Below are 456 nucleotides of genomic sequence, written 5' to 3' on the forward strand. Positions count from 1 at the left end.
GAACAGCCTCAACGACCTGCACCGGGACCGTCGCAGCGACCTCTATGACGCGATGCTCGGCTACCGCCTTCACCCGTGCCTGCCACGCTGATGGAGGTGCGATCATGGGTTTCATACCAACAAGAAAAGCATCATCAGACTCATCCGTTCGCCACCTTGTCATCCTGATCCTGGCCTCGCTCACCCTGGTAGTGTCGCTCACAGGGTTGTCAGTGGCTTACTCCACCTCGGCGCCGCAGCTCTGGCCAAGCTACAACGACATGATGGCCAGCCTGCCCACGCCAACAGCGTGGTTGCGTTGGGTGGTCGGCGATATCAGTGAGGTGGCCTTCTACAAACACGAGTTCGCGTCACTCGGCCTGCTGCTCGGTGGCGCTTTCGGTTACTGGACCAGCCGTTATGCTCAAGCCTGGCAGTGGAGGCGTCGGGACTAATCTCCCCGGCGCTTGTATCCAA

1 protein-coding gene is annotated in these 456 nt (G+C 60.1%); it reads left to right on the forward strand.

Annotation, left to right across the window (positions count from 1 at the left end):
• The first annotated feature begins 104 nt into the window (after positions 1–104).
• Positions 105–434, forward strand: a complete 330-nt coding sequence (locus AC0L20_RS39905; protein ID WP_473295652.1) for a hypothetical protein — start codon at positions 105–107, stop codon at positions 432–434.
• Positions 435–456: the final 22 nt, after the last annotated feature.

It is taken from the genome of Bradyrhizobium sp. Kon58, from assembly GCF_055807455.1.

Excerpts from the sequence above, each read along its gene's own strand:
- AC0L20_RS39905 (WP_473295652.1), top strand. The coding sequence starts at position 105 with ATGGGTTTCATACCAACAAGAAAAGCATCATCAGACTCATCCGTTCGC.